Genomic DNA, 26155 nt, shown 5'->3' with positions numbered 1-26155 from the left:
AGTAAAAAGCCCGCTGATCAGCGGGCCAGGTATCGGTATACAGAACGCGATCACACCGCCCGAATGCAGGAGGTGTGCCGCCAGTGATGTAATGTGATAAATAGCGTTTTCATCATGATACCGCATCGTATGAACTTGTGTACTAGTTAACTAGTTCAGTAAAATAAAGTCAACCCCTATTTGCAGATATTTGTCATCACTCGTTATGATACGCATTCCGTTTTATGACCTCGCCCCCAGGAGCTTGCTTGAGCGATACCAATTATGCGGTGATTTATGATCTCCATAGCCACACCACGGCTTCCGATGGGCTGTTGAGTGCAGAGGCGCTGGTTCATCGTGCCCATCAGATGCGGGTCGGAACGCTGGCGATTACTGACCACGATAGTGTCGCGGCGATCCCCGCCGCCGGTGCAGAAATTGCCCGATCGGGATTACCACTGACGCTGGTGAACGGTGTAGAGATATCGACCCTATGGCAAAATTTTGAAATCCATATTGTTGGCCTGAACATAGCGACTTCGCATCCGGCGATGACGACACTGCTGGCAGCACAACAGGGCCGCCGCTATCAGCGAGCGCAAATGATCGCCCAGCGGCTGGAGAAAGCGCAGATCCCCGGCGCCTGGGAAGGTGTGCTGAAACTGGCTCATGGCGGTGGGATCACCCGGGGACATTTTGCCCGCTTTCTGGTCGATGCCGGTTATGCCAGCACCCTCGCGGGCGTTTTTAAGAAATATCTTGCGCGCGGTAAAATCGGCTATGTTCCGGTGCAGTGGTGTACAATAGAGCAGGCTATCGATGCCATTCATCAGGCAGGGGGAAAAGCGGTGCTTGCTCACCCTGGACGTTATGATCTTTCTGCAAAATGGCTGAAGCGTTTGCTGGACTATTTCAGCCAGCACGGCGGCGATGCAATGGAAGTGGCGCAATGTCAGCAGGCACCCCAGGAGCGGACTCAACTGGCGCAATATGCGATGCAGTTTGGTTTGCTGGGATCACAAGGTTCAGATTTTCATCAACCCTGTTCGTGGATCGAACTGGGGCGCAACCTCTGGCTCCCCGCCGGAGTGGAAGGGATCTGGCATAGCTGGGAAAATAACCAGAAGAGGGCAGTATGAGCCAGTTTTTTTATGTTCATCCGGACAACCCACAGCCGCGATTAATCAATCAGGCGGTAGATATTGTGCGCAAAGGTGGGGTAATCGTCTATCCTACTGATTCCGGTTACGCGCTGGGATGCCAGATCGCCAATAAAGAGGCCATCGCCCGGATTTGCCGTATCCGGCAATTAGAGGAGGGACATCATTTCACCCTCATGTGCCGTGATCTGTCAGAACTATCGACTTATGCTTTTGTTGATAACGTGGCCTTCCGGCTGATAAAAAATAATACACCGGGAAACTATACTTTTATTCTGAAAGGAACCAAAGAGATCCCGCGTCGTCTGCTACAGGAGAAACGGAAAACCATCGGTATGCGAGTGCCCTCTAACCCTATCGCACAGGCACTGCTGGAAACGCTGGCTGAACCGATGTTATCAACCTCATTGATGTTACCAGACAGCGATTTTACCGAATCTGATCCCGACGAAATTAAAGATCGGCTGGAAAAACAGGTTGATTTGATTATTCACGGCGGGTATCTGGGGCAGCAACCGACCACCGTTATCGATTTAACCACAGAGACGCCTGTGGTACTGCGCAGTGGGGCTGGCGATATCACGCCCTTTGTATAAGTCTGGTGTGACTCATCCGATTATTGGATGCGACACGTCAGCGGGCGGATAAAGCGGATTACAACCGCGCGAACATCGCGTATAATGGCTGATACTAAAAACAGTAACATATTGATTTTTATATGCTTTCATATCAACGACGCCTGGGAAGGCGACATCCTGAGGAAGCGCCATGAGCGAGAAATTACAGAAAGTACTGGCCCGTGCTGGCCAGGGTTCCCGTCGTGAACTTGAAGCGAAAATTGCCGCCGGGCGGGTGAGTGTTAATGGCAAAATAGCGACTCTCGGCGATCGTATAGAGCTGGTGCCGGGTTTAAAAGTACGCATTGATGGTCATGTGATCCCCCTGAAACAGACGACAGAACAGCTTTGCCGCGTACTGGCCTACTATAAACCAGAAGGTGAACTCTGTACCCGGCATGATCCGGAAGGGCGTCCAACCGTGTTTACCCGTTTACCTAAATTGCATGATGCGCGCTGGATAGCTGTAGGGCGACTGGATGTTAATACCTGTGGTTTATTACTGTTTACCACCGATGGCGAACTGGCAAACCGTCTGATGCACCCAAGCCGCGAAGTTGAGCGGGAATATGCCGTGCGGGTGTTTGGCGTGGTTGATGATGATAAGCTGCGTCAACTCTCCCGTGGGGTACAACTGGAAGATGGCCCGGCGGCGTTTAAATCGATTAAGTTTGCTGGCGGTGAAGGAATGAACCAGTGGTACAACGTCACCTTAACAGAAGGGCGTAATCGTGAGGTACGTCGCTTGTGGGAGGCGATCGATGTCCAGGTCAGCCGCCTGATCCGCGTCCGTTATGGTGATATTCAGCTCCCCAAAGGGCTGCCGCGTGGTGGCTGGAGTGAGCTGGATCTCCAGCAGACGAATTATCTGCGTGAGCTGGTAGGTTTACCAGCCGAAAAGAGCTCCAGAGTGGCGGTTGACAAAGATCGTCGGCGGATGAAGGCGAATCAGATCCGCCGGGCGGTGAAACGCCATAGTCAGATGAGTAGCTCCCACAACCGGCGTTCTGCGGGTAACCGCTGATAGCCTGATGTCCGGCCGCAGAACGCCGGACATCGATCAGTAATCGATTCCCTGCTGTGCTTTAATTCCGGCATTAAAGGCATGTTTTACTGGCCGCAGTTCGCTGACGGTATCGGCCAGTTCGATGATCTCACGATGGCAGCCACGTCCGGTAATAATCACGGTTTGCTGTACCGGACGATGGCGTAGCGCAGACAATACCGCTGACAGGGGCAAATAATCATACTTCACCATGTAAGTCAGCTCGTCAAGCAGCACCATATCCAGTGCCGGATCACGCAGCATACGAAGGGCATGTTGCCAGACAGCGAGACAGGCAGCGGTGTCGCTTTGCCGATCCTGGCTATTCCAGGTAAAACCGGTATTCATCACCTGAAACTCCACCCCCTGTGGCTCGAGTAAATTGCGTTCACCATTGGGCCATTTGCCTTTAATAAACTGGATAACCCCTGCCGTTTTGCCATGCCCGACCGCCCGGCAGAGCGTACCAAAAGCGGCTGTGGTCTTACCTTTCCCATTTCCGGTAAAAACGATAACAATACCGCGTTCCTGCTGTGCGGCGGCTACCCTGGCGTCAACTTTCTCTTTTATCCGTTGCTGGCGCTCACGGTAACGTTGTTGATTCATGATTTTGTTCCTGTTTTTCTTTCTGTCTGTCGCTATCCAGACGGTTTCGTCAGCAGCGCCTGGTGGGGTAGACGCTCAGGCAAGAAATGCCACCCGAAAAGGAAGTATTTTTCATCATCCCCGGCTGATGTACACTGTGTACCAATATTCAGCATGTTATACAAGGTGAAAAGGTGGAGCTACTGACACAATATGGTCTGTTTTTAGCAAAAATCGTGACAATCGTTATTGCGGTTGCCGCGATCGCGACAATCATCGTTCATTTCAGCCAGCGTAAGAAATTGCGCGGTGAACTGCGGGTGATTAATCTGAGTGAACAATATAAGGAAATGTGCGAAGAACTGACAGTAGCACTGCTTAATGAGACACAGCAGAAACTGCGCTATAAAACGCAGAAGAAAGCGCGTAAACAGGAGGCTAAAGCGGCAAAAGCACGTGCTAAGTCAGGGAATGATATACCCGATAACAAACCACGGGCATGGGTCCTCGATTTTAAAGGCAGTATGGACGCCCATGAAGTTAATAGCCTGCGGGAAGAGATAACCGCGGTACTGGCGGCAGTAAAAGCACAGGATCAGGTGATTGTTCGTCTGGAAAGCCCGGGGGGGGTGGTTCATGGTTATGGTCTGGCTGCCTCGCAGCTTCAGCGCCTGCGCGATAAGCAAATTCCGCTAACGGTCACCGTCGATAAAGTCGCTGCCAGTGGTGGCTATATGATGGCCTGTGTGGCAAATAAAATTGTCGCAGCTCCCTTCGCGATCCTCGGTTCGATCGGCGTAGTCGCGCAGATCCCCAATCTCCATCGCTTTCTGAAGAACAAAGATATTGATATTGAGCTGCATACCGCCGGTCAATATAAGCGCACCTTAACTCTGCTGGGAGAAAACAGTGATGAAGGTCGACGTAAGTTCCGCGAAGAGTTAAATGAGACGCATCAGTTGTTTAAACAATTTGTGCATAAAATGCGGCCACAACTGGATATCGAACAGGTCGCGACCGGTGAACACTGGTATGGCGTACAGGCACAGGAAAAAGGGCTGGTTGATGCGGTGTCAACCAGCGACCAGTTAATTCTTGGCTTGATCGATAGTCACAATGTGATTAATGTGCGTTATCAGCAACGGAAAAGACTGATCGATCGCTTTACTGGCAGTGCGGCAGAAAGTGTGGATCGCCTGCTGTTACGCTGGTGGCAACGCGGGCAAAAACCGCTGATGTAAATTCCGATGACGCACAGGGCATTGCTTGTGCGTCATCGGTGCCCAATTAAAATCGCCAGACGCTTAATCGATAACTGACGGGTGAATGCCGCGCCAGAAACAGAGCCTTAGCGGCATATAACAGGTGATAAAATAGACAGTTATTATCAGTCAGCAGAGGGATGTTAATCGATCAGCTGATACTGCTCAGATAACGTATGAGCAAGATATTTAAACATATTGAATACGGCAGTACTTTTCGCGGTGGGTAACCCTTGTGCGTCAAGATAAAACTCGCCACTAAATACGAGGATACCATCGCGTTGTACAACATCGGTGGCTTCGATCCCGGCAAGGGTATCTTCATGTTCACGAATAAGTTTATTGGCTAATATCAGTAGCGCCTGTCGATCGATAGGTTGAGCACTATTTTGCATAACGGACTCCTGTATTTTATCTGGCATGAGTTTACGTTGCGTGATTGCGGGGCGCAAATTGAAAATTCACCCTGGTTTTTTATAAACCAGACGAACAGTGCGTAACTGGCGCGATACGTTTTTACATGCTAATTAAAGTTGCGTAACGAATATTATCAGGTACAGTGTGATGTTTTCGATGATATAGCAGCAGATTCGCTTGACATTCGGCTAAAAATTCATCGTGCTATATCATGTGATATCAGGCGCCAGTGGAGGGTGGAGCAATATGAACGATATATTCCGGGATCAACCCAATCAGGTAAAGGTGAATATGAGTAAAGCACTCGTTATTGTTGAGTCCCCGGCAAAAGCAAAAACGATCAATAAATATCTGGGTAAGGACTATGTAGTAAAGTCCAGCGTGGGCCATATTCGTGATTTACCGACCAGTGGTTCAGCGACTACAAAGAGCGTTGATGCCACTGCGCCCAGGGGGACGAAAAAACCTAAAAAGGATCCGCGTAGTGCACTGGTCAGCCGTATGGGCATCGACCCCTGGCATAACTGGAGTGCCGATTATGAAATCCTGCCCGGTAAAGAAAAAGTCGTTGCGGAACTCAAAACTCTGGCGGCAAAAGCCAGCCATATCTATCTCGCGACCGACCTTGACCGTGAAGGAGAAGCAATCGCATGGCATCTGCGGGAAGTGATTGGCGGTGATGAAAAACGCTACAGTCGCGTTGTGTTTAACGAAATCACCAAAAATGCGATCCGCCAGGCATTTGAAAAACCGGGTGAGATCAATATCGATCGTGTTAATGCCCAACAGGCACGTCGTTTTATGGATCGCGTCGTCGGCTATATGGTTTCACCGCTACTGTGGAAAAAAATTGCCCGCGGGCTTTCGGCCGGGCGCGTCCAGTCTGTTGCTGTCCGACTGGTGGTTGAGCGTGAGCGCGAAATTAAAGCTTTTGTACCCCAGGAATACTGGGAAATTGACGCCAGTACCACCACCCCGAAGGGGAGTGCATTAGCGCTGCAGGTCACTCATAAAGAGGATAAACCGTTTCGTCCGGTCAATCGTGACGAAACGATGGCGGCTGTTGCACTGCTGGAAAAAGCCAGCTACAGCGTGCTGGAACGCGAAGACAAACCCACCAGTAGCAAGCCTGGCGCCCCCTTTATTACTTCGACATTACAACAAGCTGCCAGTACCCGCCTCGGATTTGGCGTGAAAAAAACCATGATGATGGCGCAGCGTCTTTATGAGGCAGGCTACATCACCTATATGCGTACTGACTCCACCAACCTGAGTCAGGATGCGTTAAATATGGTGCGTGGTTATATCGGCGAGCACTTTGGCAGCCAATATCTGCCAAAGGCAGCTAACCAGTATGCCAGCAAAGAAAATTCTCAGGAAGCGCATGAAGCCATTCGTCCCTCTGATGTCAATATCATGGCCAATGATCTGCAAGGTCTGGAAGCGGATGCCCTGAAGTTATATGAACTGATCTGGCGCCAGTTTATTGCCTGTCAGATGACTCCCGCGCAGTATGATGCTACCACGCTGACGGTTAAAGCAGGCGAATTCAAACTCAAAGCGCGTGGCCGGACTCTACGCTTTGACGGCTGGACTAAAGTCATGCCCGCATTACGTAAAGGTGATGAAGATCGGACGTTACCGGTAGTCAATCAGGGCGATAGCCTGACACTGGTCAGTCTCGATCCACAACAACACTTCACTAAACCGCCAGCGCGTTTTAGTGAAGCATCTCTGGTTAAAGAGCTGGAAAAACGCGGGATTGGTCGTCCGTCCACCTATGCGTCGATTATTTCCACGATCCAGGATCGGGGATATGTGCGGGTAGAGAACCGGCGCTTCTATGCCGAGAAAATGGGTGAGATCGTCACCGATCGTCTGGAAGAAAACTTCCGCGATTTGATGAATTATGATTTTACGGCCCAAATGGAAAATAGCCTTGACCAGGTCGCCAATCATCAGGCGGAATGGCATAAGGTTCTTGATCACTTCTTTGGTGATTTTTCTACCCAACTGGCCACGGCGGAAAAAGATCCGCAGGAAGGGGGGATGCAGCCTAACCCGATGGTGCTGACCAGCATCGAATGTCCAACCTGCAGCCGTAAAATGGGCATTCGTACCGCCAGTACCGGCGTATTTCTCGGCTGTTCAGGCTATGCGTTGCCGCCGAAAGAGCGTTGTAAAACCACGATCAATTTGATACCTGAAAATGAAGTGCTTAATGTGCTGGAAGATGATGCTGAAACCAACGCATTGCGCGCGAAACGGCGTTGTCCGAAATGCGGTACGGCGATGGACAGTTATTTAATTGATCCGACACGTAAATTACATGTTTGTGGTAATAATCCGATCTGCGATGGTTACGAAATAGAACAGGGTGAGTTTCGTATCAAGGGCTATGACGGCCCGGTGGTGGAGTGTGATAAATGTGGCTGTGAAATGCACCTGAAAATGGGGCGTTTTGGTAAATATATGGCCTGCACCAATGAGGAGTGCACCAATACACGTAAAATTTTACGTAATGGTGAAGTTGCACCGCCGAAAGAAGATCCCGTTCCGTTACCGGAACTGGCATGCGAAAAGTCAGACGCTTATTTTGTCTTACGCGATGGCGCCGCAGGGATATTTCTGGCTGCCAATACCTTTCCGAAATCGAGAGAAACCCGCGCACCCTTAGTGGAAGAGCTGCATCGCTTCCGTCATTGTCTGCCGGAAAAGCTGCATTATCTTGCCGATGCTCCCCAGCGCGATCCGCAGGGTAATAAAACACTGGTACGTTTTAGTCGTAAAACAAAACAGCAGTATGTTGCTTCAGAAAAAGAGGGCAAAGCCACGGGCTGGTCAGCTTTCTATATCGATGGACAATGGACTGAAGCGAAAAAATAGCAGGATATTCTCCGTAAAAGGGCCGCGATGCGGCCTTTTTTTACTATTTTTTTCATCCTCACGTTCCTGATAGCCATGCAACGCAGCATCATGAAATCGTCCTCTCTATATAACTACTTTATTAATTTTCACGACTGGCTATACACAGGAGATATAAATGATATAGTGATTGTCATTAGTCCGGTTTTTATAGTGACATTCTATCTGTCATTATTTTCAGGATGTGCAGCGGCGCAATTAAAGATAATCTCCAGCGATAGCAGGTGGGTATCACCTCCCTGTAAGCGGCCTGATTCGCTGGATTCTTTGCATGTGTTAACGGATATCAACCATGAAATTACAGCAACTGCGTTATATTGTTGAGGTGGTTAACTATAATCTGAATGTCTCCTCAACAGCCGAAGGTCTTTATACTTCACAACCTGGTATCAGCAAACAAGTCCGTATGCTGGAAAATGAACTCGGTATTCAGATTTTTTCCCGCAGCGGAAAACATCTGACGCAAGTAACACCAGCAGGTCAGCAGGTGATCCGGATCGCCCGTGAAGTGCTGTCAAAAGTTGATGCCATCAAATCGGTCGCGGGTGAACATACCTGGCCGGACAGAGGCTCACTGTATGTCGCCACCACCCATACCCAGGCGCGTTATGCATTGCCGGAAGTCATTAAAGGCTTTATCAAACGTTATCCGCGCGTCTCGTTGCATATGCATCAAGGTTCCCCGGCACAGATAGCTGACGCAGTATCCAAAGGTAATGCTGATTTTGCCATTGCAACAGAAGCGTTACATCTTTACGACGATCTGGTCATGCTGCCTTGTTATCACTGGAACCGTTCGGTTGTTGTTACGCCAGAACATCCACTGGCTTCCCGACACTCCCTGACGATTGAAGAGCTGGCAAAGTATCCGCTGGTAACCTATACATTCGGCTTTACCGGCCGCTCTGAGCTGGATACTGCCTTTAATCGTGCTGGCTTGACGCCGCATATTGTTTTCACTGCGACGGATGCCGATATTATTAAAACCTACGTCCGTCTGGGATTGGGCGTCGGGGTTATTGCCAGTATGGCGGTCGATACGTCTGCTGATCCTGACCTGATTAAGCTGGATGCCAGCGCTATTTTCAGTCACAGCACAACCAAAATAGGTTTCCGGCGCAGCACTTTTATCCGCAGCTATATGTATGATTTTATTTACCGTTTTGCACCACATTTAACCCGTGATGTTATCGATTCAGCCGTCGCGTTACGTTCGAATGAGGATATTGAAATGATGTTCAGGGATATTACCTTACCAGAGAAGTAACATTTAGCGCCTGGCTCATCAGGCGCTTAAAATCAGGGAGTTTAAATAATGAGTGGTTCATCTAACGTGATAGTTATCACCGGCGCGTCTCAGGGGATTGGCGCAGGCCTGGTTCAGGCTTTCCTGGCTAAAGGTGATAATGTTGTCGCTAACTCAAGAAATATTAGCGGCAAAGAAACTGAGCAACTGATCACTGTATCCGGTGATATTGCACAAAGAGAAATAGCGCAAAAAGTGATTGCAACGGCAATCAATAAATTTGGCCGGGTTGATACGCTCATCAATAACGCTGGCATTTTCATTCCTGGGGCTTTTACTGAATATACTGAACAGGATTTAAAACGAGCACTCCATGTTAATATCGAAGGCTTTTTCCATGTCAGTCAGTTCGCTATTAGCGAGATGCTTAAACGACAGCATGGCCATGTTGTTCAGATCACCGCCTCACTGGTGAAACAGGCACTGGCAAAGGTACCGAGCGTGCTGGCGGGATTAACCAAAGGTGGCCTTGATGCCGCAACGCGTCAACTGGCTATTGAATATGCTGGTCAGGGGATTCGGATCAATGCAGTGGCTCCGGGGATTATAAAAACCCCTATGCATACACCCGAGTCAATAGATGCGCTGAGAAGCCTGCAACCGACAGGGGAAACAGGGGATATCGCGGATATTGTCGAAGCGGTGCTTTACCTTGACAGAGCCGGATATATTACCGGTGAAACCTTATATGTCGATGGTGGTGCACAGGCAGGATGCTGGTGATCGTGCATAAAAAGACCAGCGATAAGCTGGTCTGAATTTTTATTTATTTGAGGATATGCCCCATTTTAGCGGCTTTCGTATCAAGATAATGGCTATTCTGGTCATTGCGTCCTACCAGTAAAGGGACGCGCTCGGCGATATTAATTCCTGCCGCCGTGAGGATTTCTACTTTTTTCGGATTATTGGTTAACAGACGGATCTGACTGACATCCAGTAGTTTTAACATATCGGCACACAAGGTAAAGTCGCGCTCATCGGCGGCAAATCCGAGATAGTGGTTTGCTTCTACGGTATCGTAGCCTTGATCCTGCAATGCATAGGCACGGATTTTATTCAGTAAACCGATATTACGTCCTTCCTGACGATGGTATACCAGGATACCCCGTCCTTCTCTGGCGATCTGTGACAGTGCGGCTTCCAGTTGAAAACCACAATCACAGCGCAGACTAAAAAGCGCATCACCGGTTAAGCACTCAGAATGTATGCGGGTCAGAACGGGGTCGTGGCCGGATATATCACCGAATACCAGTGCGGCATGATCCTGTCCGGTTGCCAGCTCTTCAAAACCGACCATCAGAAAATGACCCCAGGGGGTTGGTAGTCTGGCTTCTGCCACACGTTTAAGCTGCATGTGATTTTCCCTATACTATCAGCACCTGAATGTGCTTATTATCACTCTCTCTATTTTGCCATAATACCAGGATAATCTCCTAATTTGTGCGACGGCCAGTGTATAAAGCACACAAACGGGCATAATTTCGTTATGATGGCTGAGATACACCCCCGGGAGATGAAATGCAGTCAATTGTCACACGAACCACTATTGCGACAGCATTATTATTGATCATGCCGGTGATACTGTGGTTATCGGGCTGGCGATGGCAGCCGGACTTGCAGGACAACAGGATAGTCATCTGGTACTGGATAACGCAGAGCGTAACCCGACCGTGGGGTATCATTACCCATGTTCTCTTATGTTGCTGGTTCTGCTGGTGTCTGCGTTTACCTCTGCGGGCTGCTATTGTCATGTTGGTGATTATCAGTAGTGTGATTTTACTGGGACAGAAGGTGAACGCTTCAATCAAAAATGTCATCCAGGAACCACGACCTTTTATATTGTGGCTGGAAGATGGCCGTGCTGCCTCTGTGACGCAATTTTACCACTTAAAACGCAAACAGCGCGCTAAACGGGTAGCGGAACATCTGGCACAGAGAGCGTCCGTCCCTCCTTTTCTGGGGCAACACTGGCAAAATGAGACCGGGTTTGCTTTCCCGTCAGGACATACAACATTTGCGGCCAGTTGGGCGTTACTCGCGGCAGGCGTTCTGCTTCCACGGCGACGCCGATGGACAACGGTTGTCTTACTGGCATGGGCAATAGCGGTGATGGCGAGTCGCCTGATGCTGGGCATGCACTGGCCGCAGGATTTAGTTTCAGCTACATTTATCTCCTGGCTATTCGTTATGCCGGCCAGCTGGATGATACAACGTTTATCGGGGTCACTGACGCCTCCCGGGCAGACCATGCCGGAACCAGATAACACCCCATAACGTTGAATTTTTTATGTGATGCCTGCATATTCTCTGGCAGCCTTATATTTTCCATTTCGCCACTGAGGTGAAAATGTTATTTTATAAAGCAGCTTGTGGCGTCTTTTCGCTCAACCCACTTAACGGGACATCGTGTGAAATATATACTTATTTTCTTATTGATATTAACGGTTTTTGTCATTGCTGTGACTTTAGGTGCGCAAAATGATCAGGTCGTCACATTCAATTATTTGCTGGCACAGGATAGTTTTCGCCTCTCAACATTACTGGCAGAACTCTTTGCCGCAGGATTTATCATTGGCTGGTTAGTTTGTGGCTTATGCTGGTTACGGCTTCGTGTGGCATTGATCCGTGCTGAACGTAAAATTAAACACCTTGAACAACAGATTGCTGCAAAAGATGCTGTCTCAGATGACGCCGATACGTCTGCAATAGCAATAAAGGAATAGTGTTATATGCTGGAGTTGTTATTTCTGCTTTTGCCTGTTGCCGCAGCATATGGCTGGTATATGGGTCGCAGAAGTGCACAACAATCAAAACAGGATGATGCCAACCGCCTGTCGCGTGATTATGTTACGGGCGTTAATTTTCTTCTCAGTAATCAACAGGATAAAGCGGTAGATCTGTTCCTTGATATGTTGAAAACAGATACCGGTACTGTTGAAGCCCATCTGACGCTAGGGAATTTATTCCGCTCCCGTGGTGAGGTTGACCGGGCTATTCGGATGCACCAAAGCCTGATGGAAAGTGCATCATTGACTTACGATCAACGGCTGCTGGCTGTTCAGCAACTAGGGCGCGACTATATGGCTGCCGGGTTATATGATCGTGCGGAAGATATGTTCAAACAGTTAGTCGAAGAAGTTGATTTTCGTCTCAGTGCATTACAACAACTGCTACAAATTTATCAGTTTACCAGTGACTGGCAATCGGCTATTGATGTTGCAGAACAGCTGGTGAAGGCGGGGAAAGTCCAGCATAAAGGAGATATTGCTAATTTCTGGTGTGAACTGGCGTTGCAACAGATAGCGATGAATGACATAGATAAAGCCATCTCATTACTGAAAAAAGGTGCGGCGGCCGATCGTAATAGTGCGCGGGTCTCTATTATGCTTGGCCGGATATGGATGGATAAAGAGGACTATGTCAAAGCCGTTGAGTGTCTGGAGCGGGTGATTCATCAGGATAAAGACCTGGTCAGCGAAACCCTTGATATGCTGCAGATAAGTTATCAGCAGCTAGGGAAAAGCGATGAATGGCAAACCTTTCTTCGCCGTTGCTCGGATGAAAATACCGGCGCCAGTGCTGAGTTGATGCTGGCACAACTTATTGAGCAGCAAGAGGGGACGGAAGCGGCGCAGAACTATGTTATCCGACAACTGGAGCATCATCCGACGATGCGAATGCTACATAAATTGATGGACTATTATCTGGATAGTGCTGAAGAAGGGCGTGCGAGAAAGAGTCTGTCGATGCTGCGTGATCTCGTCGGTGAACAGATGCGCAGTAAACCCCGTTACCGCTGCCAGAAATGTGGATTTACTGCCCAATCACTCTACTGGCACTGTCCTTCCTGTCGTTCCTGGGCGACGGTTAAGCCAATCCGTGGCCTTGATGGGCAGGAATAAAAAAAGCCACATTAGTTACAACATACTTATTGATGATAAACAAACAGCCGAAAACTTAACCTCCTGTCAGAAAATCTGACGAAGAGGACTTATTTATTTTTCTTTAATGCAGGTAGAATGCTTCCTGTTTCTCTTTCAGCGATTAATCATTAAGGTCTGATTTATGCCATCTACTGTATCTGCGCCTCACACCATCACTTCCTCACCGCTGATTGTTGCCCTTGATTATGATAATCGTGATAAAGCGCTGGCGTTTATTGATCAAATCACCCCCAAGGATTGTCGGCTGAAAGTCGGGAAAGAGATGTTCACCTTGCTGGGGTCATCGTTTATTCGTGATCTGCATCAGCGAGGCTTTGAGGTATTTCTTGATCTGAAATTTCACGATATCCCTAATACTACCGCACGTGCTGTGGCGGCTGCGGCGGATCTGGGGGTCTGGATGGTCAATGTGCACGCTGGTGGTGGTGCCCGGATGATGGCCGCCGCGCGTGAAGCGCTGTTACCCTTTGCCAGTGACGCGCCACTACTGATTGCGGTGACCGTATTAACCAGTATGGAAGCGGGAGATTTACAGGATCTGGGGATAACCCTTTCACCGGCCGATTATGCTGCAAAACTGGCAACATTAGCGCGGCATTGTGGCCTGGATGGTGTGGTATGTTCCGCACAGGAAGCAAAACGTTTTAAACAGGAGCAGGGCAGTGCATTTAAGCTGATCACTCCCGGCATTCGTCCACAGGGGAGTGATAGCGGAGATCAACGACGGATTATGACGCCAGAACAGGCACAAGAAGCTGGTGTTGACTATATGGTCATTGGCCGACCTGTGACACTGTCACCTGATCCAGCGCTGACCTTACGAAAAATCAACACTGCACTACAAAGGACAATATCATGACAGATTCGAACAGCCGTCTGGTCTATTCAACCGATAGCGGGCGCATACAACCAGCAAAAGTGGTCGCTGAACGTCCCAAAGGGGACGGTATCGTTCGCATCCAGCGTCAGGTCAGTGGCCGTAAAGGTAAAGGGGTCTGTCTGATCACGGGGATTGATGCGGATGATAACACGCTGGCAAAGCTGGCCGCAGAACTGAAAAAAAAGTGTGGTTGTGGTGGTTCAGTAAAAAATGGTGTCATTGAAATTCAGGGGGATAAACGCGATCTTCTGCAATCCCTACTGGAGGCGAAAGGCATGAAAGTCAAGCAGGCGGGCGGTTAAAAATCATCAAACAACAGCAGGCGACATGACCGTACAGGACGTTCCTGTGACTGGGGCATATCGCGTTAATCCTGAACTGACGTACAATTTGAATACACACAAGAGTGGGATATTTTCCGTTTTCCAGACGGCCCCCACCTTGAAATGCTCAAACTCATAACCATATCCTGAATGCGGAATAGGCCGCATTTTTCAGGAAAGAAGAATGGCCTTTTACTGATCATAAAACCATTAACTTTACAGCGCCCAGCACTCATGAGCCGGAGTATATTCTTTATAAACAAATGGATAAGAGGGCAACTAAAGAAAATTTAGCGATTTTGAAACGCATTGGCGATGATTATAAAGCTGAAAATGATGTAACCATCGTCTAACCATCGTCACTGACCGCCCGGACTTTTATGCTTATGCCAAAAAACATAAATTGTATAAAACAATGGAGGATAAAAAGCCTGATAATAAGTGATAACTTGCGGAGTGTCGTTTTCTTCGCTTTATCAAAGTCCGCCAGAATTATCTCATCAGTCACTCGTTAGGTTAGAAGCCAGAAATGCCCAGATGTTGATAAGGCCGCTGCGAAATAATCGAATCCTGCAGCGGCCTTTTTAGCATAATATTCTTAAACGCTATGCTGAATTTTCCGCTCCCCAAACCAGGCGCTAACTGGCTTATAACTGGTGTTTTTTTAACAGCGCCCGGAACTGATGATAAGTGAGCCCAAGACGTTGTGCCGCCAGCTTCTGATGATAGTTTGTCTGTTGCAGACTGGTCTGGAGCAGCTTTTTCTCTTGCTGAAGCTGAAAAGCACGCAAATCAATGGGTAATACCGGGTCATCGGTCACGGCAAGCGGAGCCGTGGCGGCAGGAGAGGTGTACGGAAATGGGTTAATGATAATGTTATGTAATTCATGGTGACTCATACCATGACGATAAACAGAACGCTCCACCACATTCTTGAGCTCACGAATATTACCGGGCCAGTGATAGCCGAGCAGTGTCTGTATCGCATGCTCACTAAAACCCGGAAACAGGGGAAGCCCCAGTTCCCGACACATCTGAATAGCAAACTGATTGGCCAGTAACATAATATCCCCGGGTCGCTGACGCAGTGGCGGCAACGAGACGACCTCAAAAGCCAGGCGATCAAGTAAATCAGCACGAAATTGCCCAGTCGCCACTTGCTGCGGCAGGTCTGCATTGGTGGCACAGACCAGCCGGACATTCACCTGTAATGGCCGTCTGCCTCCCACACGTTCCAGCTCACCATATTCAATCACCCGCAATAATTTTTCCTGTACCGGCATGGGGGCAGTAGCCAGCTCATCGAGAAAAAGCGTGCCACCATCGGCACGTTCAAAACGCCCGGGATGATGCTTGCTGGCACCGGTAAACGCCCCTGCCTCGTGACCAAATAGTTCATTATCCAGCAGATTGTCATTAAGTGCAGCGCAGTTAAGCGTGATAAATGGTCCCTGCCAGCGGGTTGAGAGAAAATGCAGACGTTTTGCGATCAGCTCCTTACCGGTTCCCCGCTCACCGATGATCAGAACCGGTTTTGCCAGCGGGGCCAGCCTCGACACCTGCTCGAGGATCTCAAGGAAATGATTGTCTTCACCTGGCAGATTATCCTGATATTGCGTCATGATGAATTTCACCATTAAATCGTTTAATTGACCATTTTACCGTGAGCACATAACGGAATAAATACAGTTATATCTTTTAAAATCATAGAGATAAAAAACTGGCATAGTATTTGTATTTAATCAGACCGAAACTAAACACTGAGGATAAAAATCATGGGTATATTTTCTCGTTTCGCCGACATCGTCAATGCCAATATCAATACATTACTGGAAAAAGCAGAAGATCCGCAGAAGCTGGTACGTCTGATGATCCAGGAGATGGAAGAAACGCTGGTTGAAGTGCGTTCGACTTCAGCACGCGCACTGGCGGAAAAGAAGCAGCTCAGCCGTCGTATTGAGCTGGCCTTTAGCCAGCAGGCGGAATGGCAGGAGAAAGCCGAGCTGGCTTTGCGTAAAGAAAAAGAAGATCTGGCACGTGCCGCATTGGTTGAAAAACAGAAACTCACCACCCTGATTACCCAGCTGGAAAACGAAGTCCAGTTAATCGATGAAACCCTAAGTCGGATGAAAAATGAGATCACCGAACTGGAAAACAAACTGAGTGAAACCCGCGCGCGCCAGCAGGCACTGGCATTACGTTATCAGGCCGCCCATTCCTCCTGTGATGTGCGTCGCCAGCTGGACAGTGGTAAGCTGGATGAAGCGATGGCCCGGTTTGAATCTTTTGAACGTCGTATCGATCAAATGGAAGCGGTCGCAGAAAGCCATCGTTTTGGTAAGGAAGCGTCACTGGATCAGCAATTTTCCGAACTGAAAGTGGATGATGAAATCAGTGAGCAACTGGCGGCGCTAAAGCACAGGATAAATAATAATCAATAAAATCAAATAATAATGCAATAATTACTATGGTTAAGGAGTATCAATGGGCATGCTGGTTCTTATCATCCCACTCACGCTATTCGTCTTATTATTTGTCTTATTCATAGTGCCGGTCTGGCTATGGTTGCATTATAAAAACCGCTCGGCGAATGGCGCGCTATCACAAAATGAGCGGCAGCATCTGCAGCAACTACTGGATGAAACAAAGCGCATTCGTGAACGGATACAGTCACTGGAAGCCATTCTTGATGCTGAAAATCCGAACTGGAGAAATCATTGATGGATAACCAGACGCAGCATAAAAAACTGTGGCGTATTCCACAACAGGGGATGGTAAAAGGGGTTTGTGCTGGTATCGCACAATATCTCGACGTACCGGTAAAGGCCGTCCGACTCATTACACTACTGGCAATGGTATTAGGGCTGTTTTTGTTTGTCCTGGTGGTCTATATCATTCTGGCATTTACCCTCGATCCACTCCCTGAGCAGGAACTTCATCGTGAAAAAACAGCCTCCGCAGAGGAGATATTGACGCTCGCCGATCAGCAACTGGCTGCCAGTGAGCGTCGCTTACGCGAAATGGAGCGTTATGTGACTTCCGAAACATTTACATTGCGTCGCCGTTTTCGCCAGTTGTAAGTGAGTGGTGAGTCGAAAATCATCCATTTACATAACAGGATAGTAATGAAGCGAATCCAAAGTGAATTAACCGCGCTGGTCAATCGGGGGATTGACCGCCATTTGCGCCTGGCGGTCACCGGCCTTAGTCGTAGTGGTAAAACCGCTTTTATTACCGCACTGGTTAATCAACTGCTGAATATTCATACTGGCGCACGTCTGCCATTATTCAGTGTGGTAAGAGAAGAGCGTCTGCTCGGTGCCAAACGGATACCACAACGGGATTTTGGCATTCCACGTTTTCACTATGACGAAGGGCTGGCACAGCTTTATGGCTCACCACCACAATGGCCAACGCCTACACGCGGTGTCAGCGAAATCTGCCTCGCACTTCGTTACCGCTCCAGCGAATCGTTATTGCGTCATTTTAAAGAGACGGCCACTTTATTCCTTGAAATTGTCGATTATCCGGGGGAGTGGCTGCTTGATCTGCCGATGTTATCGCAGGATTACTTTAGCTGGTCGCAGCAGATGACTGGCTTGCTCAAAGGGGATCGCGGAACATGGGCGGCGCATTGGCGTCAGTTGTGTCATGATCTCGATCCGCTGGCCCCCGCCGATGAAAATCATCTGGCGGACATCGCGGCGGCATGGACCGACTACCTGCACACCTGTAAACGTGAAGGTCTGCATTTCATCCAGCCTGGCCGTTTTGTGCTGCCGGGGGAAATGGCCGGTGCGCCAGTATTGCAGTTTTTCCCCTGGCCAGAGGTCGCCCCCGGTGATCAGGCAATACTGATGCAGGCCGATAAATACAGTAATGCAGGCATGTTGCGTGAACGTTTTAACTACTATTGTGACAACGTGGTAAAAGCGTTTTATCAGCAGCATTTTCTCCATTTTGATCGTCAGATTGTGCTGGTAGATTGCCTGCAACCTTTAAACAGCGGGCCACAGGCTTTCGCTGATATGCGTCTGGCGCTCAATCAACTGATGAAGAGCTTTCACTATGGTCAACGGACGCTGTTTCGCCGCCTGTTTTCCCCGGTTATCGATAAACTGCTGTTTGCCGCGACGAAAGCCGATCATATTACTTCCGATCAGCACGGCAATATGGTCTCTCTGTTACAGCAGTTAATTCAGGAGGCCAGACAAAATGCCGCTTTTGAAGGGATCAGTATGGAGTGTCTCGGACTGGCATCGATTCAGGCCACCCAAAGTGGCATGATTAACCTCAATGGTGAGAATCTTCCTGCCTTACGTGGTGAGCGACTTGACGACGGGCAATCACTGACGCTCTATCCCGGTGACGTCCCGACACATTTACCCGATCACATTTTCTGGTCACAACAGGGATTTCGATTTGAAAATTTTCGCCCGCAGGTGATGGATGTCGATAAGCCATTGCCACATATTCGCCTCGATGCGGCGCTGGAGTTTCTGCTGGGAGATAAATTACGATGAACCAATCGTTAAAACCACGTATTGATTTCGACGTGACGCTGAACAGTGACCCCGCTCAGTCACTGAAATCAGCCCATACCTTTGCGCAAAGCGAAGCAGAAAATTTTTTCCCACTCCCCGATGATGCAGCAGAAACACCGCAAAGTGCAGAAACGATGGTTGAATCGGCGTTAGGGGGAAAACGCAGTTTATGGCGGCGAATGGTCGTTGCCGGGCTGATGATTTTTGGTATCAGTGTGGTCGTGCAGGGGGGACAGTGGATACACACCGCATGGCAGCAGCAGGACTGGGTTGCGCTGGGCGGGGGGATCGCCAGTGTCCTGATCGTCGGTGCGGGAGTGGGCGCGATTATCAGCGAGTGGCGACGACTCCGGCACCTGCGTCAGCGGGCAGATGAGCGTCATGAAGCTCAGCAGTTGTTGCACAGTCATGGTACAGACCAGGGGCGTGCATTTTGTCAAAAACTGGCTCGTCAGGCGGCGCTTGATCCGGCACACCCGGCGTTACAACGCTGGCAGGCGGCGCTGCACGAAACACAAAATGATCGTGAAATCATCATGCTGTATGCCCAGTTGGTGCAGCCGATTATCGACGGTCAGGCAAAACGTATCATCAGCCGCTCAGCGGCGGAATCGACGCTGATGATTGCGGTCAGTCCGCTGGCCATAGTCGATATGGCCTTTATTGCCTGGCGTCATTTACGTTTGATTAATCGCATTGCCGCGCTATATGGCATTGAGCTGGGGTATTACAGTCGCCTGCGTCTGTTTCGGCTGGTGCTGCTCAATATCGCCTTTGCCGGTGCCAGCGAACTGGTACAGGAGGTGGGTATGGACTGGATATCCCAGGATCTGATGGCGCGATTATCCGCGCGTGCGGCTCAGGGGGTTGGCATCGGATTACTAACGGCACGTTTAGGAATTAAAACGATGGAGTTATGCCGCCCACTGCCGTGGCTGGCACATGATAAACCGCGGCTGAGCGATTTTCGCCGCGATCTGATCAATCAATTGCAGGAGATACTGAAAAAAAAACCGCCGGTTGACCGTACTGACTGATAACTGACGCTTGATTCCTGTCAGCGCTAACGGTGGCAAAGTGTCAATAATTGTTGACAGCCATCTTCACGCCAGCCAGCAACTATCCTATTATGGCTCCGTCATTAGCCTTTTAGGGTAAAAACTCCCATGCGTCTGGAAGTGTTGTGTAAAGATCGCCTTGGTCTGACTCGTGAGCTCCTTGATTTACTGGTTCTGCGTAGTATCGATCTCCGGGGGATTGATATTGATCCTGAAGGCCGAATTTATCTTAATTTTGCGGAACTGGAGTTTGCCAGTTTTAGTCGTCTGATGGCGGAGATCCGCTCTATTTCTGGCGTCATGGATGTGCGCACGGTGCCGTGCATGCCCTCTGAACGTGAGCATCTGGCACTGAACGCTTTGCTGGTAGCGATGCCGGAACCGGTGTTATCGCTGAACAGCAAAGGCAGAATAGAATACGCTAATCCCGCCAGTTGTCAGTTGTTCGCGCAAAGTCAGCAACAGCTATACCATTATCCACTGGCACAATTAATCAGCCATTTTAATATTCAGCGCTGGCTGGAAACGGTGCCGCAGCAGGTTCATCGCGAAGCGCTAGTCATCAACGGACAAAACTTCATGCTGGAGATCACTCCGGTCTCTTCTGGCCATCAATATGGCGAATCAGTTTTCATGGGGGCGGTAGTGATATTGCGCCCCACCGGGCATCATTTCCCCTCCCGGACAGCACAGCAGAGCGATGCTTTTAGTCAGATCATCGCCATCAGCCCGAAAATGCGCCATGTGGTTGAACAGGCACGTAAACTGGCAATGCTTAACGCACCGCTATTAATTAGCGGTGATACAGGAACAGGGAAAGATTTACTGGCTAACGTTTGCCATCAGGCCAGCTCACGATCCCGACATCCTTACCTGGCGCTGAACTGCGGTTCGATCCCGGAGAATGCGGTAGAAAGCGAACTATTTGGTGATGCGATCCAGGGGAAAAAAGGCTTCTTTGAGCAAGCCAATGGCGGAACAGTACTGCTGGATGAAATTGGTGAGATGTCCGCGCAGATGCAGACAAAATTACTGCGCTTTCTCAATGATGGATCTTTTCGCCGCGTGGGTGAGGAGAGTGAAGTACATGTCGATGTCCGGGTCATTTGCGCAACGCAAAAAAATCTGGTGGAGTTAGTACAAAAAGGGCTGTTTCGTGAAGATTTGTTCTATCGTCTTAATGTCCTCACGATCTGTTTACCGCCGCTACGTGACTGCCCACAAGATATCATCCCGCTGACAGAACACTTTGTCGCCACACTGGCTGATGAGCAAAAAATAGCCACACCGCGGCTGGCGGCTGATCTCGGCAGCGTATTAATGCGTTATAACTGGCCAGGTAATATCCGCCAGTTGAAAAATGTCGTTTACCGCGCGCTGACACAACTGCAGGGCGATGAGATCCGCCCACAGGATATAATGTTACCGGATTATGACGCTGTGACATTTTCACCCGGAGAAGAGGCGCTGGCTGGCACGCTGGATGATATTATTCACCGTTTTGAGCACAGCGTATTGAGCACGCTTTATCAGCGTTTCCCCAGTACACGTAAGCTGGCAAAACGGCTTGGTGTTTCACATACCGCGATTGCTAACAAGCTGCGGGAATATGGACTGAATCAGAAGAAATAATCAGATAAGGCCGCTCAGTCTGCCACGTCAGACTGAGCGCACTGAACGGCAATATGACGATATCATGTTGTCAGTTCTTTAATGCAGCCAGCGCCGCGTCATAATCCGGCTCTTCAGTAATTTCATTGACCAGCTGGCTGTAAATCACCTGATCCTGCTGATCAATAATCACCACCGCACGCGCGGCAAGACCGGCCAGTGGGCCTGTTGTTATCGCGACACCATAATCGTTCATAAATTGTGGGCTACGTAATGTTGAGAGGGTGATGACATTATTCAGCCCCTCTGCGCCACAGAAACGTGCCTGGGCAAAGGGCAGATCAGCAGAAATGCATAATACCACGGTGTTATCCAGTCCGGATGCCAGTTGATTGAACTTGCGTACTGAAGCGGCACAAACACTGGTGTCAATGCTGGGGAAAATGTTCAGAACTTTACGTTTGCCGGTAAACTGACTCAATGAGACATCGCTGAGATCTTTAGCCACCAGGGTAAAGGGTTTGGCGGCGGTGCCTGGCTGGGCAATCAGGCCGTTAACAGCAACAGAACTGCCCTGAAAATGTACGGTTTGTGACATAACGCTCTTCCTGTCTATCGTGTTGATATGATAGCCAGTGTATGCCATTCGTTATCACTTCGGCAAATCCTATTGCGGGAGCGGGATGATCGAGCCAGTATACCAGCAACCATTTGATTAAAGCGTGGATAAAAGGGTCATCAGGGACTCCTCCAGCAAGCGTTGTTTATCATCGTAACCGCTAGAATATTGCTGGCATCAATATGATTGACTAGACTACGGAATAAGCATTAACGGATGGAGGCAGGGTGGACGCCATTAAAGGATCGGAATTAAATGTACCGGATGCCATTTTTGCATGGCAACTTGATGGTCATGGTGGGGTAAAACCACTGACAGATAATGACACGATTGATAAAAGTTGTCCTTGCTGGCTGCATCTCAACTACACCGAAGTGGACAGCGCAAAATGGCTGGCTTCTACGCCGTTATTACCCAATAGCATACGCGATGTCTTATCCGGCGAAGATACACGCCCGCGGCTTACCCGCGTCGGCGATGGCGTACTTATTACGCTCCATTGCATCAATGGCAGTACCGACGAACGTCCGGATCAACTGGTCGCGATGCGCCTGTATATCGATGAGCGTTTCATTCTCTCTACCCGCCAGCGTCAGATACTGGCGCTGGATGATGTTCTTGGCGATCTCCGGGAGGGCACTGGCCCGACGGATTGCGGCAGCTGGCTGGTAGAAACCTGCGATATTCTGACCGATCATACCAGTGAATTTATTGAGCAGTTACACGATCAAATTATCGATTTTGAAGATAATTTACTGGATCAGCAAATACCACCACGCGGTTCGCTGGCACTATTGCGCAAACAACTGCTTGTTATGCGCCGCTATATGGCACCCCAGCGGGATGTATTCTCACGCCTGGCGACCGAGCATTTGTCGTGGATGAGCGATACTCACCGTCAGCAAATGCTGGATATCGCTGATCGTCAGGGCAGAGGACTGGATGAGATCGATGGTTGTATTTCGCGTACCGCCATTATCAGTGATGAAATTGCCCAGATTATGCAGGAAGGATTATCACGGCGGACTTATATGATGTCGCTGATGGCGATGGTTTTTCTGCCCTGCACATTTCTCACCGGACTCTTTGGCGTCAACCTCGGCGGCATACCGGGTAATTCGTCGGATGCCGGTTTTTATTTATTTTGCATTATGTTGGTTTTTTTGATTTTTATTGTTGCATTATGGTTGCATCATAGTAAGTGGTTATAGATATTCTGCCTTTCATATTTCCCCCAAGGTAAAACCATGATGGTTTTTGAGCAAAATCAATAAATCATCTGGTTATTCAAGGCAATATCTTCGGGCAGGTAAATGCAACGTTAAGCGATGAACGTTGTACTCCATAATTGATTTACTTCCTTTTAGTTTATTGTGCAAATTTATTATTATTTATAATACCGGCTTAGTCAGGCCGGTTTTTTTTACCATCACCCAGCGGCTCGGTTGTCGGGCCATTTTTCCAGGTGCCTGTCCCATCAGGACTGAAGATGATTGATGGAAGTCATTCCCGCTCACTGTCTGGAAACGTCATTCTGCCTCAGCACGATAAGACTTTTGTTGTCTTAGGCTCTGGTAACAACAGGATGGGTTTATGAGACGAAATATCATTATTCTGCTCAGTGTTACTGTCATGGGTGTTTTTGCGCTGGCGGTCGTATGGACGCATATACAGATGGGGGTTGCCAGTAGCGCCAATTATACCCAAATGGACACTCGTGAGTACGAGTATTACACGCCAGATTTATTGAAAAGAATGCCTCGTATCTCTGACAATTACGAGTTCAGTTATAGCAATATCAGTGGTCCACAAGCTTTTGTCTATGGTATTCAGTTCAATGGCACGACTGATACCCGTAAAATTCGTGAATACCTGATAGCCGAAGGATATGAACAGCAAAAACAATGTCAAACAGAAGCTGAATGTTGGCGATCGCCACGAAGTAAAGATGTTGTATCGTTTTACAGCTTGTCTAAATTAAGTTTGGTTAGTGTCGAAATTTATCGGCGTGAACATGCTGATTCAATTAATAATCTCGGGAATGGAAAGGATCTTTTTTCTGCGCGTAATTTTTTGCCCTGTAAACAAAAACACCGCTAACAACGATGGATTCAGATCTACCGAGACTTTGTTCCGAAGGCTGCTGCCCGTGGGTGGCGCTTTGTCGTGTCTTTCCAGGTTGGACTCAAGACGATAGTTGTTTCTCAATATCCATATCAGCACATCAGCTCTGCTCATAACCCAAGTTCACTATGTGACCTAATGCGCACAAGTTGCAGCACATCATCAGGTTTCCTGTAGATCAGCACCAAATCTGGCTTGATGTGGCAATCACGGTGGTCTTTCCAGTTACCGGTAAGCGCGTGATCGCAGTGTTTATCAGCGTTTGGCCTCACATTTATAGTCGCGTTTGAACTGGCCAGTTCGCTCAATCTTCCGCATTTAGATCCATCATCAAGTCCTCAACGGTAGCGAACGACGTCAATCCGCCCCGTCGTGCTTCCTTCATTGCCTCCAGGGTGGTGGCATTCGGCACCAGTGGCTCGAAAGGCAAGGCTTTCTCACGGGCAACGCGGGTCAGCATAATACGGAATGCGTCGGATACGGTCAGTCCCATCGCGGCCAGTACAACGGTCGCCTCTTCTCTTCTTTAATATGCGCGTCGATGCGGGCACGGACTACTGCATTTGCAGACATAATTTGATTCTCTTTCATATATCTGAGCTACATGTTAGGGGTTGCAAGCCGGAACCCCATTCTGGTTACCTGTTGTCACATGAATGGCGGCTTAGAGTCTGGCCCACCAGGCGTTATTGGCGCAGCCAGTTTGGACACGGACAGCGCGGAGAAACCGCAGCGTACACGGAGTACGTGAGGATTTCGAGCACTGCCCAGGGACAAAATGGCAAGTAAAATAGCCTGATGGGCCAGGCACCTATTGCTTTATTTTAATTCCCGTATATCAAGGCGTTGTTCACGCTTTTCTTCCACTTGCCGCCAGCCAGCGGGCTGGAGCGGGATGTCTTCACGATCAAAGGCCAGATCACCGCCATCAACGACCGCAGAATGATGATTAATCGCTTTAAAGTTGAACAAATTAACATCGCTGAGATGTGATGGCACCACGTTTTGCATCGCACTGAACATGGTCTCAATCCGCCCCGGATAACGTTTATCCCAGTCACGCAACATTTCGGCAATCACCTGACGTTGCAGGTTGGGTTGCGAACCGCACAAGTTACAGGGAATGATGGGAAACGCTTTGGCTTCAGCAAAGCGTGCAATATCCTTTTCACGACAGTAAGCCAGCGGACGAATGACGATATGCTGACCATCATCGCTCATCAGTTTCGGCGGCATGCCTTTCATTTTTCCGCCATAAAACATATTCAGAAACAGCGTTTGTAAAATATCATCACGATGATGGCCAAGCGCAATTTTGGTTGCGTTTAATTCACTGGCTGTCCGGTAAAGAATGCCACGACGCAGGCGGGAACAGAGCGAGCAGGTGGTTTTGCCCTCGGGTATTTTCTCTTTAACAATGCCGTAGGTATTTTCTTCGACAATTTGATACTCAACGCCACGCTGGCGGAGATACTCCGGCAGAACATGTTCCGGAAAACCCGGCTGTTTCTGATCGAGATTCACCGCCACCAGCGAGAACGACACCGGGGCGCTCTTCTGTAGACTCAGCAGGATCTCAAGTAACGTGTAGCTGTCCTTGCCACCAGAAAGGCAAACCATAACCCGGTCACCCTCTTCAATCATATTAAAATCAGCGATCGCTTCCCCGACATGACGGCGCAAGCGTTTTTGCAGTTTATCGCTATTATATTTTTCTTTTTTGTTCATCTTTTGATTTTGCGGCATGAAATAA

26 protein-coding genes, 2 pseudogenes and 1 other annotated feature are annotated in these 26155 nt (G+C 49.0%); of the genes and pseudogenes, 20 read left to right on the top strand and 8 right to left on the bottom strand.

Annotated elements, in window-relative coordinates; translation table 11 throughout:
* Positions 1–89: a sequence feature (Trp leader region), on the bottom strand.
* A 159-nt stretch (positions 90–248) separates the two neighbouring features.
* The 3 genes from PT300_10715 (at position 249) to rluB (ending at position 2783) form a co-directional block, all read left to right on the top strand.
* Positions 249–1121: a PHP domain-containing protein gene (locus tag PT300_10715; GenBank protein MDF7681025.1), complete on the top strand. Its 873-nt coding sequence runs from the start codon at positions 249–251 to the stop codon at positions 1119–1121.
* A complete protein-coding gene (locus PT300_10710; protein ID MDF7681024.1) occupies positions 1118–1738 on the top strand; it encodes an L-threonylcarbamoyladenylate synthase in 621 nt (206 codons plus the stop codon). Before PT300_10715 ends, PT300_10710 begins: the two co-directional genes overlap by 4 nt.
* A 172-nt stretch (positions 1739–1910) precedes the next feature.
* Positions 1911–2783, top strand: a complete 873-nt coding sequence (gene rluB, locus PT300_10705; GenBank protein ID MDF7681023.1) for a 23S rRNA pseudouridine(2605) synthase RluB — start codon at positions 1911–1913, stop codon at positions 2781–2783.
* A gap of 36 nt (positions 2784–2819) precedes the next feature.
* Here rluB and cobO read toward each other — a convergent pair whose 3' ends face one another.
* Positions 2820–3410 carry a cob(I)yrinic acid a,c-diamide adenosyltransferase gene (gene cobO, locus PT300_10700; protein MDF7681022.1) on the bottom strand — a complete coding sequence of 197 codons (591 nt, stop codon included), beginning with the start codon at positions 3408–3410 and terminating at the stop codon, positions 2820–2822.
* A gap of 173 nt (positions 3411–3583) precedes the next feature.
* Here cobO and sohB point away from each other — a divergent pair, with 173 nt between their 5' ends.
* On the top strand, positions 3584–4630 hold the full coding sequence (sohB, locus tag PT300_10695; protein MDF7681021.1) for a protease SohB: 1047 nt from the start codon (positions 3584–3586) through the stop codon (positions 4628–4630).
* 164 nt (positions 4631–4794) lie between these two features.
* Here sohB and PT300_10690 read toward each other — a convergent pair whose 3' ends face one another.
* Positions 4795–5046 carry a YciN family protein gene (locus PT300_10690; GenBank protein MDF7681020.1) on the bottom strand — a complete coding sequence of 84 codons (252 nt, stop codon included), beginning with the start codon at positions 5044–5046 and terminating at the stop codon, positions 4795–4797.
* A gap of 313 nt (positions 5047–5359) precedes the next feature.
* Between PT300_10690 and topA the strand changes: the two genes are divergently transcribed.
* From topA to PT300_10675, 3 genes are all read left to right on the top strand, one after another.
* Positions 5360–7954 carry a type I DNA topoisomerase gene (gene topA / locus PT300_10685; protein ID MDF7681019.1) on the top strand — a complete coding sequence of 865 codons (2595 nt, stop codon included), beginning with the start codon at positions 5360–5362 and terminating at the stop codon, positions 7952–7954.
* A gap of 331 nt (positions 7955–8285) precedes the next feature.
* The gene (gene cysB / locus PT300_10680) at positions 8286–9260 is read left to right on the top strand and encodes an HTH-type transcriptional regulator CysB (protein ID MDF7681018.1); all 975 of its coding nucleotides are present in this window, start codon (positions 8286–8288) and stop codon (positions 9258–9260) included.
* 48 nt (positions 9261–9308) lie between these two features.
* Positions 9309–10022 (top strand): SDR family NAD(P)-dependent oxidoreductase, encoded by a 714-nt coding sequence (locus tag PT300_10675; GenBank protein ID MDF7681017.1) that lies wholly within the window; start codon positions 9309–9311, stop codon positions 10020–10022.
* A 43-nt stretch (positions 10023–10065) separates the two neighbouring features.
* Here the strand turns inward: PT300_10675 and ribA are convergent, their stop codons facing one another.
* The gene (ribA, locus tag PT300_10670) at positions 10066–10653 is read right to left on the bottom strand and encodes a GTP cyclohydrolase II (GenBank protein ID MDF7681016.1); all 588 of its coding nucleotides are present in this window, start codon (positions 10651–10653) and stop codon (positions 10066–10068) included.
* Positions 10654–10817: 164 nt separating this feature from the next.
* On the opposite strand from ribA, the gene pgpB reads away from it, so the two are divergent.
* The 5 genes from pgpB to yciH all read left to right on the top strand — a co-directional run bounded on the left by pgpB (position 10818) and on the right by yciH (position 14425).
* On the top strand, positions 10818–11573 hold the full coding sequence (gene pgpB, locus PT300_10665) for a phosphatidylglycerophosphatase B (GenBank protein MDF7681015.1): 756 nt from the start codon (positions 10818–10820) through the stop codon (positions 11571–11573).
* 134 nt (positions 11574–11707) lie between these two features.
* Positions 11708–12022, top strand: a complete 315-nt coding sequence (locus PT300_10660) for a LapA family protein (GenBank protein MDF7681014.1) — start codon at positions 11708–11710, stop codon at positions 12020–12022.
* 6 nt (positions 12023–12028) lie between these two features.
* A complete protein-coding gene (gene lapB, locus PT300_10655) occupies positions 12029–13201 on the top strand; it encodes a lipopolysaccharide assembly protein LapB (protein ID MDF7681013.1) in 1173 nt (390 codons plus the stop codon).
* Between the two features lie 163 nt (positions 13202–13364).
* Complete coding sequence (pyrF, locus tag PT300_10650; protein MDF7681012.1) at positions 13365–14102, top strand: orotidine-5'-phosphate decarboxylase; 738 nt, start codon at positions 13365–13367, stop codon at positions 14100–14102.
* A complete protein-coding gene (yciH, locus tag PT300_10645; GenBank protein ID MDF7681011.1) occupies positions 14099–14425 on the top strand; it encodes a stress response translation initiation inhibitor YciH in 327 nt (108 codons plus the stop codon). Before pyrF ends, yciH begins: the two co-directional genes overlap by 4 nt.
* Positions 14426–15093: 668 nt before the next feature.
* Here yciH and pspF read toward each other — a convergent pair.
* Positions 15094–16083 (bottom strand): phage shock protein operon transcriptional activator, encoded by a 990-nt coding sequence (gene pspF / locus PT300_10640; GenBank protein MDF7681010.1) that lies wholly within the window; start codon positions 16081–16083, stop codon positions 15094–15096.
* 138 nt (positions 16084–16221) lie between these two features.
* Between pspF and pspA the strand changes: the two genes are divergently transcribed.
* The 6 genes from pspA to tyrR all read left to right on the top strand — a co-directional run bounded on the left by pspA (position 16222) and on the right by tyrR (position 21680).
* A complete protein-coding gene (pspA, locus tag PT300_10635; protein ID MDF7681009.1) occupies positions 16222–16887 on the top strand; it encodes a phage shock protein PspA in 666 nt (221 codons plus the stop codon).
* 43 nt (positions 16888–16930) lie between these two features.
* Positions 16931–17167, top strand: coding sequence for an envelope stress response membrane protein PspB (gene pspB, locus PT300_10630; protein ID MDF7681008.1), 237 nt, complete (start codon positions 16931–16933; stop codon positions 17165–17167).
* Entirely contained in the window at positions 17167–17526 is a 360-nt protein-coding gene (pspC, locus tag PT300_10625) for an envelope stress response membrane protein PspC (protein ID MDF7681007.1), read from the top strand. The genes pspB and pspC overlap by 1 nt, the downstream gene beginning before the upstream one ends.
* Before the next feature lie 45 nt (positions 17527–17571).
* Positions 17572–18969: a YcjX family protein gene (locus tag PT300_10620; GenBank protein ID MDF7681006.1), complete on the top strand. Its 1398-nt coding sequence runs from the start codon at positions 17572–17574 to the stop codon at positions 18967–18969.
* A complete protein-coding gene (locus tag PT300_10615) occupies positions 18966–20027 on the top strand; it encodes a TIGR01620 family protein (protein ID MDF7681005.1) in 1062 nt (353 codons plus the stop codon). The genes PT300_10620 and PT300_10615 overlap by 4 nt, the downstream gene beginning before the upstream one ends.
* 129 nt (positions 20028–20156) lie before the next feature.
* Positions 20157–21680 (top strand): transcriptional regulator TyrR, encoded by a 1524-nt coding sequence (tyrR, locus tag PT300_10610; protein MDF7681004.1) that lies wholly within the window; start codon positions 20157–20159, stop codon positions 21678–21680.
* A gap of 70 nt (positions 21681–21750) precedes the next feature.
* On the opposite strand, the gene tpx is transcribed toward tyrR, so the two are convergent.
* Positions 21751–22257: a thiol peroxidase gene (tpx, locus tag PT300_10605; GenBank protein MDF7681003.1), complete on the bottom strand. Its 507-nt coding sequence runs from the start codon at positions 22255–22257 to the stop codon at positions 21751–21753.
* Positions 22258–22505: 248 nt separating this feature from the next.
* On the opposite strand from tpx, the gene zntB reads away from it, so the two are divergent.
* Both zntB and PT300_10595 read left to right on the top strand, forming a co-directional pair.
* Positions 22506–23489, top strand: coding sequence for a zinc transporter ZntB (gene zntB / locus PT300_10600; GenBank protein ID MDF7681002.1), 984 nt, complete (start codon positions 22506–22508; stop codon positions 23487–23489).
* 382 nt (positions 23490–23871) lie between these two features.
* Positions 23872–24378: a hypothetical protein gene (locus tag PT300_10595; protein ID MDF7681001.1), complete on the top strand. Its 507-nt coding sequence runs from the start codon at positions 23872–23874 to the stop codon at positions 24376–24378.
* A 134-nt stretch (positions 24379–24512) separates the two neighbouring features.
* Here PT300_10595 and PT300_10590 read toward each other — a convergent pair.
* The 3 genes and pseudogenes from PT300_10590 to ttcA all read right to left on the bottom strand — a co-directional run bounded on the left by PT300_10590 (position 24513) and on the right by ttcA (position 26148).
* Positions 24513–24720: pseudogene (locus PT300_10590) on the bottom strand (type II toxin-antitoxin system YafQ family toxin).
* Positions 24707–24975, bottom strand: a pseudogene (locus PT300_10585) (type II toxin-antitoxin system RelB/DinJ family antitoxin). The pseudogenes PT300_10590 and PT300_10585 overlap by 14 nt, the downstream one beginning before the upstream one ends.
* A 246-nt stretch (positions 24976–25221) precedes the next feature.
* A complete protein-coding gene (gene ttcA, locus PT300_10580) occupies positions 25222–26148 on the bottom strand; it encodes a tRNA 2-thiocytidine(32) synthetase TtcA (GenBank protein ID MDF7681000.1) in 927 nt (308 codons plus the stop codon).
* Between the last annotated feature and the right edge of the window lie 7 nt (positions 26149–26155).

This window comes from Enterobacteriaceae bacterium ESL0689 (assembly GCA_029433525.1).
Classification (GTDB): Bacteria; Pseudomonadota; Gammaproteobacteria; order Enterobacterales; family Enterobacteriaceae; genus JAQTIF01.
Note: the sequence above shows the minus strand (reverse complement) of the source record. Positions and strands in the feature narration are given on the sequence as shown.